Source organism: Mucilaginibacter sp. (assembly GCF_028288105.1).
In the GTDB taxonomy this organism is placed as follows: Bacteria; Bacteroidota; Bacteroidia; order Sphingobacteriales; family Sphingobacteriaceae; genus Mucilaginibacter.
On record NZ_JAQBOI010000150.1, the window covers coordinates 1 to 8,345 of the forward strand.

The following is an 8,345-nucleotide window of genomic DNA, read 5'->3' on the forward strand; positions in this document are numbered from 1 at the left end:
ATACTCAAGAAAGAAATACCAACCTACCTCCGTTCGCTGGTGGCTTATATCACTATTGGGGTTTTCCTGCTGGTTTTAGGGCTATTTTTATGGGTATTCCCAGATACCAGTATATTAGCCTATGGCTATGCCGGTTTAGATAGCCTGTTTAGTACCGCGCCATACCTGTTCATGTTTTTGGTACCTGCCATTACCATGCGCTCACTGGCCGAGGAGAGGAGAGAAGGCACATTCGAGCTTTTACTTACCCGCCCGTTAACCGATATACAAATAGCACTTGGTAAATACTTTGCCGGTGTGGTTATAGTGCTATTTGCACTGATGCCAACGCTTGTGTATTATTTTAGTGTTCATACATTGGGCACGCCGCAAGGCAACATAGATACAGGTGCGGTTATAGGCTCCTATATCGGTTTGTTTTTATTAGGGTCGTCGTTCGCGGCTATTGGTTTGTTTGCTTCATCGGTAAGTAAGAACCAGGTTATCGCATTTACTATAGCGGTTTTCCTGTGTTTCTTCTTCTATAGCGGGTTCGATTCGTTAAGTTCCATTCTATCCCTGCAAAACCTTGGCTTGCAAAGTTTGGGTATCACAGAACATTATCAATCAATAAGCAGAGGCGTGTTAGATACCCGCGACCTTATATATTTTATTGTTTTAGCTACTTTGTTTATTTGGCTTACACTGTTTGTGCTGAACAGGCAGGCCGGAAAGAAATTTATTAATACCGTTTTCCTGAGCGTACTGGGTATTATGTTGTCTTTAAGTATATTGTCGGGCAAGTTATTTACCCGGTTCGATTTTACTAAAGAGAAACGCTTTACCATATCGCCCATTAGCCGCAAGGTGATGGATGGCTTACCGCAAACAGTTAGGGTTACCGTTTATTTACAGGGCGATAATTTCCCCGGAGGGATGAAAAGGTTGCAAACATCGGTAAAAGATATGCTGGCCGATCTGCAGGCTTACAGCCATAGTAAGTTGCAGTATGAGTTTATAGACCCACTAAAAGGTCTTTCCAACGATCAGCAGAAACAGGCCTATGAAGAGTTGGCTGCCAAAGGCGTTGAGGCACAAAACCTAAGTGTTAAAACGGACGACGGCGTATCTCAAAAAATAATATTCCCTTTTGCATTAGTAGTTTTTGGCGATAAAAGCATACCTGTTAAGCTATTGCAATCGCAAAGTAACATGAACCTATCGCCGGATGAGATCCTGAATAACTCCATCCAAAACCTGGAATACGCATTTACATCGGCCATAAAAAAAATAACCAGCGGCGGTAAGCAACGCATAGGCTTTACCGAGGGCCATAACGAACTAAGCGACCTGCAGCTAAACGATGCCATGCGATCATTAAGCGATGGCTACTTAGTTGGCCGCATAAACTTAAAAAACATTCCGTTTGACAGCCTGGCTAAAGTGAGTATGCTGGTAATAGCTAAGCCAGATAAGGCTTTTAACGAACTGGAAAAATTTAAGCTCGACCAGTATATTATGCGTGGTGGGCGGGTGCTTTGGGCTATTGACCAGGTAAGCGCCGAGCTGGATAGCCTGCGCGGGCATGGCGGCGAGCAACTGGCCTTTAATAAACAACTGAACCTGGATGATCAGCTTTTCCGTTATGGGGTGCGGATCAATTATGATCTGATAGCCGACATGAATTGTTCGCCCATCCCGGTTACTACGGGTAACGCCGGTGGGCAGGCGCAGATCCAGATGCTGCCATGGTTGTACAACCCGGTTTACCTGCCTTTATCCAAACACCCAATAGTGAAAAACCTGGATGGTATTACCAGTCAGTTTGCCAGTACTATTGATCTGTTGAATACAAAAAATATAGAAAAAACCATTCTGCTTACTTCATCGCCGTACAATAAAAAGATGAGCACGCCGCACATGTTATCGTTACAGGCATTAGAGGAGGAGCCAAAACCGAAAGATTTTCAAAGCGCGCCAAAAATTACCGGTGTATTACTGGAAGGTAACTTTGTATCCGATTTTAGGAACAGGCCACTACCCGAAGGATTGAACGAGAAGATAACCATACTGCCACAAAGCAAACCCACAAAAATGATAGTGCTAAGCGATGGCGATATACTGCGCAACCAGGTAGGTGCCGATGGATCGCCGTATCCGTTAGGGTATGATCATTACAGCCAGCAAAGCTATGGAAACAAAAACCTGTTGCTAAACATTGCCGACTATATGGCCGACGATTCTGGGCTGATATCGTTGCGGAGCAAAGAGATACAAATACGCCTGCTTAACCGTGCCCGCATACGCGAAGAGAAGTTGTTTTGGCAATTATTAAACAATATTGCCCCTATAGGGATAGTGTTAATATTTGCTATTTTTCAACATTATTTCCGCAGGCGAAAGTATGCTCATTAAATTTTATACTTTTGGTAGATAAACGTTAATAACATCATGAGATTTATTGTTTCCACATCAACACTACTCAAGCAATTGCAGTCTGTAAGCGGCGCATTAAGCAACAGCACCGTATTGCCTATACTGGAAAACTTTTTGTTCGAGATTAAAGACGGGAACTTAACCATTTCTGCTACCGACCTGCAAACCAGCATGACCACCTCATTACCTGTTGAAGCTAAAGAGAATGGCCGTATTGCTATACCATCGCGTATATTGCTGGATACATTAAAATCGTTACCAGAGCAACCTGTTGCTTTCTCTGTAGACGATAGCACTTTTGCCATTGAGATAAGCGCCGGCGACGGTAAATACAAACTTAGCGGCGAAAACGGTGAAGATTTCCCAAAAATACCGGTTGTTGAAAATGCATCGTCAGTAAACCTGCCTGCTTCAGTATTGGGCGAGGCTATAAATAAAACCATTTTTGCTGTTAGCAACGATGAACTGCGCCCTGCTATGACGGGTGTATTCTGTCAGCTAAGCAGTCAGCACCTTACCTTTGTAGCCACGGATGCTCACAAGCTGGTTCGCTACCGCCGTAAAGATGCGAAAGCAGATAGCACAACATCGTTTATATTGCCTAAAAAGGCTTTAACGCTGCTTAAATCTGCTTTACCTGCCGATGATGTGAATGTATCTGTTGAATATAACAGCACAAGCGCATTCTTCAAATTTGGTAATATTAACCTGGTATGCCGTTTAATAGACGAGCGTTACCCAGATTATGAAGCGGTTATCCCTAAAGAAAACCCTAACAAACTGGCTATTGATCGTTTGGCGTTTTTAGGCTCGCTTAGTCGTGTTGCTATCTACGCTAACAAAACCACGCACCAGGTAAGGTTAAAAATAAACGGCAGCGAATTGAATATATCATCAGAAGATATTGATTTTGCTAACGAGGCACACGAGCGTTTAAGCTGCCAGTACGAAGGCGACGATATGGAGATAGGCTTTAACGCCCGTTTCCTGATAGAAATGCTGAAAAATTTAAACTGTGAAGAAGTATCGTTAGAGATGTCGACCCCTAACCGGGCAGGCATATTGTTGCCACAAGGCGGCGACGAGAACGAAGATGTACTAATGCTGGTAATGCCGGTAATGCTTAACAGTTATGCATAATTAGTGAGTTGTGAACAGAGAGAGGGGTTGTAAATTTGAACCATTCATCAATGCACTATTCACCATTCAAACTCAAAAAAAGTCTGGCTTCAGCCGGACTTTTTTGTTCACCTTATAACAAAACTTATTATAATTGAGTTATATAGCATCGGTTTATAATATGATGAGAATTTATTTAACGGTTTTTGTTGCTTTTATAGCGCTTTTGGGCATCGAATCTTGCAAAAAGGGGGATGACACGGCAATAGCTACATTAACCACTAATGTTAATTTTATAAACGCCACAACCGATACCCTTAACTACTACGTTAACGGTACCCGTATAAATAACGCATCCGCATTATATCCGTTTGGGGCAACTGGTTATTTATCTACACCGTTTGGCGAACAAAATTACCAAGTTAAAAAAGATGGCAATCCGGGTGTTTTGTTCAATTTAGCTTTGAATTTAGATACAAGCAAGGTTTATTCGGTTTTTACAACGGATAATACGCCCGAAAATACTTTTACAGTTATTGATACTTTAACCAGTGTTGATACGCTTAGTATGGTACGTTTTGTGCACACATCGCCAAAGCTGGCTAATTTAGAGATTAAGATGAACGATACGGTTTGGTTTGCAAACCAGAGCTTTAAGTCGGTTTCTGACTATTCTCATATCCCCCCGGGCGAAAAACATATAAAGGTTATTGATGTCGCGACAGGTAATGTGCTTATTAATGAAACACGCACCTTACAGGTAAACCGTGCATATACGCTTTTTACCAAAGGTGGGTTAACGGCTACAGGTGGTACGGCATCAACAGGCACCGGGCTAATTATAAATGAATAATATCAATGGCTAAGAACAATAAAAGCAACATATTACTGGGCTTGTGTTTATTTATAACAGGGGTTATGGTTATACCTACGCTTGCTTCATGCGGTAAGACTGGGGTAAGTGCCAGTAGTGGTTTAAATGCGAGGTTGCAAATAGTAAATTTAAGCCCGGATATACAGCCTTTTAATTTATATGCACTTTATATACCGCAAAGTACAAGTGCTTATTATTACCCCAATGCTTCGGGGTATTTTTTAATAAACAGTATTGATACCCCCTTACAGATAAGGACTGCTCAAAACCTAAATGGCGTAAGCCCCACTAACCTGTTAACCTTACCCGGTTCATTGAAACCTAATATACCGTACACCTGGTTTGTTACCGGCAGTAGGGTAGATAGTACGCTTGCCTCTGTTTTAACTGTGGATACCGGTAGTGTGCCGCCTAATGGCCGGGGTAAAATAAGGTTCGTAAATACATCGCCCGGTACTACAAGGTTAAGTTTAACAGCTAATGATAGTGTTGCCTTCAGAAATATAGCCTATAAGGGTATAACAAATTTTGTTGAAGTAACAGCCGGCAGCTATAACCTAAATGTTACTGCCACCAGTGCCCCATCAACAGTATTGGCTGGTATCCCAAACTTTACAGTGCTTGATGGTAAGCTTTATACTGTCTATTTTTATGGTTTACCTAACACAGCCGACAGTGCTAAGTATGGCGCCAATATTTTATTAAACTCTTTACCACCGGGTACAAAATATTAAGGTTGGGGATCTGTTTTATCTTTCTATTTTTGCTAAAATTTAAACGCCTTGGAATTTATACACAGTATCATCGATTTTATTTTACACATTGATAAGCATTTAGTGCAGATAACCAGCGAATACCAAAGCTGGACCTATCTGATACTTTTTATTATCATTTTTGCTGAAACCGGTTTTGTAGTAACCCCATTCCTACCCGGCGATTCGTTGCTGTTTGCTGCAGGCGCATTAATAGCCGGTGGTAAATCTGGCCTTGATATTTATTTGCTAACCGTTATCCTCATTATAGCTGCTATTAGCGGTAATACGGTAAATTATATGTTGGGTAAGTTTTTAGGGGCAAGGGTATTTAAAGAAGAAAACAAAATTTTAAAACTAAGTTATTACCTGCAAACCAAAGCCTTTTTTGATAAGCATGGTGGCAAAGCCGTTATATTTAGCAGGTTTGTACCTATTATACGTACTGTAGCACCTTTTGTAGCGGGAGTAGGGCATATGCCATTTACACGTTACAGCATCTATAATATTGTTGGCGGTGTATCGTGGATATTGATATTCTTGTTCTGCGGATTTTGGTTTGGCAAGGTGCCTTTTATCGAAAAAAACTTCTCGCTGGTTGCCATTATCATTATTTTGGTATCGATACTGCCGCCGGTATTTGCAATTGCAAAAAACAAATTCAGCAAAAAGAAGCAGCCTGTTCAGTAGTTAATTTGCAGCGGGTAAATATACTTTGCCTGCCCGGTACCAAACCTCTTCCTTGTTGATCCGTTGCTTTTGTTGAAGAGTAAGCGGGGTTTTGATCAACTTATCCAGATCGGGCTGGCCTGCATCTACCCATGCCGAAAACCAGAAGCTGCCTACGCTTAATATGGATGCACGCATTTGCCTTTGCACCATGCCCCTCAGCAGTTTGTGATAAGCCCTGCTGTAGGCTACCGAGTAAACCTTCACCTTGCGGCTGCCGCGTTGCTCTATAGCATATTTTTGAGCTGCCGGGAATGATCTGTTTAACGATCTTTCTATCCGCAACACGGTATCCACACATTTAAACGAGTTGCGGCTTATTCTAAAGGCTTCTGCCAGCGGATTGCTGACGTACTTAGCCTTGCCCACATAGTAGTTGTAACTGTTGCTGAAAAGCTCAGGCAGGCGGCTTTCCCAAAGGGAGTGGATGCCTGTTTGGTTGCTGAGTTGCCCGTCGTAATTCTGGGTTAAATGCAGCGGTGTATGCGCATCAGAAATATAATGCGCTAAATTGGCCGATGCAATAAGGATAGCCGTTGTATCGTGCGCCTTAAAAGCTTTTACCAGCCAGTAGTAGTTAGATTGTATGGCCCAGGGCACCGTTCCGTATTTGTTCAAGGTATCTGACGAATACTTCGCCGCGGCATCTATCCAACGTTGGGGCATATTCTTGAAAGGGTGCTTGCCGTAGTGGTCGGCGTCGAAGAAATGGTGTGGTGCTTCGGTGCTGTCTACATAGCGCTTTTTATCGGCGCTTACGGCGTGTTCGGTTATGAAGCTAATGTTGGCACTGTAAAAACCTGCCATGCCCTTAGGTAGCGTAAAAACCGCCAGCCTGTTTATGCGGTAATGCGCGAAGAACCCCCATGAGGTGCAAAGCGTAACCATAAATAAACCCGATAAAACTAAGGCCAGGCACCGTTTCATAGGGTAAATATGCTCAAATATTCAGTATATCAGGCAATATTAACCTGCCCCACATAAACATTGGTATCGTACTGTATGGTGATGGTACCGTTATGCTGATACTTGTCAAATAATAACTTCAGATCTGTTATCATAGGCTGATAGCCTTCATCATCTTTAGTGGGCATGTACGATGATGACGATAAGCGCCCTTTAAGCCCATCAAAATCAAATACCTGCTAGTTGTAAAAGGTTTTAAGCTGATAGGGCTGTGGGGTAAGAAATGCCGCGATATGTTCTGCGTCGATGTTACGATGGTCTACTTGTACATAATCTTTACCATGTTTGATAATCAGTTGGTCGTACTCTTTTTCAAAGGCCGAAGTGGTTCTGCGTTCGTTCCATATCAGGGCGATGATGCCACCCGGTTTAAGAATGCGCTCAAACTCGGCCCTTGTTTTTTTGGCATCAAACCAATGGAAAGCCTGCCCTGCAATAATGGCATCAATGCCGGCATTGGGCAGCCTGGTATCTTCGGCAGTGGCGTTTTGTGCTTTAAAGCCGGGCCAATTACCCAGCAATTCAATTGATTTTTCCCTCATTGGCTGGTTAGGCTCTACCGCAATTACCCGGTACCCGGCATCAAGAACAATGCTGTTGATATACCTGTGCCTGCACCAATATCGGCAATAAGCTTATCGGTGCTAAGGTTAAATTGTTGCTGTAAAAAATCGATTATTTGGGTGGGGTAGCCGGGCCTGTATTTTACGTAATCGTTTACCCGGTTGCTAAAGCGGGTTGTGTTGTTGGTAATCATGTAAGTTAAACGCAGATTTATGGGGTGTTATTTTGTGTGGCCGTCCGTCCGGATGTGCGGTTGTTGTGGACAGGGGCGGACAGTAGGGGTGTGGCTAAAGCCAAAAACACAGGCTGTTTATCCGCCCCATAAATGGGACGGCAATGATTTGGAAAAGCAAATTCATTGCCGTTGGCTTTAGCCAACGGTTTAGTTTAACAACCAACCCGTCATGCCAAATTTATTTCAACATCTCTCATGATAAGTGTACGCTAAACATTCGTCGCTCACCGCCGCGGAGGCTCCTTCTTTTCTCTTGATAGAAAAGAAGCAAAAGATCAAGACAGAAAAAAGCTTCCCCACACAGGCCTTTACCTTTTGGCCCGCTTTTCTGTCAGGCCACCCGCTCGTTCATTACCGTTCTCAAATCCTGTCAATCGCATAATCAAGCGAATCAAGGTTCAGAACCCGCGTTAGGGATAGGAGTGGATACCGGCCCTGTGGCTAAAGGCCTGTGCAGTATGAGCGCATAGCCCGGGCCGAAGGCAACGCCCAAACACCTTCGTCCGTCCGTTTCCCACTGCCGACATATTGCGACAAAGTGGACAAAAAACCAATAAACTAATAAACCACTGAACTAATGAACATTCCTAATATTTATCCACAATTGAAAAATAACACAAATGGGCTTGCATATTAAAAAATGTGTGCCTATATTTGCAACCTCAAAATAAAGAAAAGAATAACAAAGCTA

Annotated in this window: 9 protein-coding genes; 5 read left to right on the forward strand and 4 right to left on the reverse strand. The window is 42.9% G+C overall.

What is annotated here, in order from left to right; translation table 11 throughout:
• The 5 genes from gldG to JWQ85_RS10600 all read left to right on the forward strand — a co-directional run.
• A partial coding sequence (gene gldG, locus JWQ85_RS10580) for a gliding motility-associated ABC transporter substrate-binding protein GldG (protein ID WP_299467695.1) occupies positions 1-2,394 on the forward strand: 2,394 nt, incomplete at its 5' end.
• 36 nt (positions 2,395-2,430) lie between these two features.
• Positions 2,431-3,555 carry a DNA polymerase III subunit beta gene (gene dnaN / locus JWQ85_RS10585; protein ID WP_256538270.1) on the forward strand — a complete coding sequence of 375 codons (1,125 nt, stop codon included), beginning with the start codon at positions 2,431-2,433 and terminating at the stop codon, positions 3,553-3,555.
• A gap of 160 nt (positions 3,556-3,715) precedes the next feature.
• Positions 3,716-4,387: a DUF4397 domain-containing protein gene (locus tag JWQ85_RS10590; protein ID WP_299467696.1), complete on the forward strand. Its 672-nt coding sequence runs from the start codon at positions 3,716-3,718 to the stop codon at positions 4,385-4,387.
• 5 nt (positions 4,388-4,392) lie between these two features.
• Positions 4,393-5,142 (forward strand): DUF4397 domain-containing protein, encoded by a 750-nt coding sequence (locus JWQ85_RS10595; protein WP_299467697.1) that lies wholly within the window; start codon positions 4,393-4,395, stop codon positions 5,140-5,142.
• A 48-nt stretch (positions 5,143-5,190) separates the two neighbouring features.
• The gene (locus JWQ85_RS10600) at positions 5,191-5,850 is read left to right on the forward strand and encodes a DedA family protein (RefSeq protein ID WP_299467698.1); all 660 of its coding nucleotides are present in this window, start codon (positions 5,191-5,193) and stop codon (positions 5,848-5,850) included.
• Here JWQ85_RS10600 and JWQ85_RS10605 read toward each other — a convergent pair whose 3' ends face one another.
• The 4 genes from JWQ85_RS10605 to JWQ85_RS10620 are packed head-to-tail and all read right to left on the reverse strand — an operon-like array spanning position 5,851 to position 7,612.
• The gene (locus tag JWQ85_RS10605; protein WP_299467699.1) at positions 5,851-6,816 is read right to left on the reverse strand and encodes a zinc dependent phospholipase C family protein; all 966 of its coding nucleotides are present in this window, start codon (positions 6,814-6,816) and stop codon (positions 5,851-5,853) included.
• A gap of 29 nt (positions 6,817-6,845) precedes the next feature.
• Entirely contained in the window at positions 6,846-6,983 is a 138-nt protein-coding gene (locus tag JWQ85_RS10610) for a hypothetical protein (protein WP_299467700.1), read from the reverse strand.
• A 51-nt stretch (positions 6,984-7,034) separates the two neighbouring features.
• Entirely contained in the window at positions 7,035-7,397 is a 363-nt protein-coding gene (locus tag JWQ85_RS10615; RefSeq protein ID WP_299467701.1) for a methyltransferase domain-containing protein, read from the reverse strand.
• A gap of 23 nt (positions 7,398-7,420) precedes the next feature.
• Complete coding sequence (locus JWQ85_RS10620) at positions 7,421-7,612, reverse strand: hypothetical protein (protein ID WP_299467702.1); 192 nt, start codon at positions 7,610-7,612, stop codon at positions 7,421-7,423.
• Positions 7,613-8,345 lie beyond the last annotated feature (733 nt).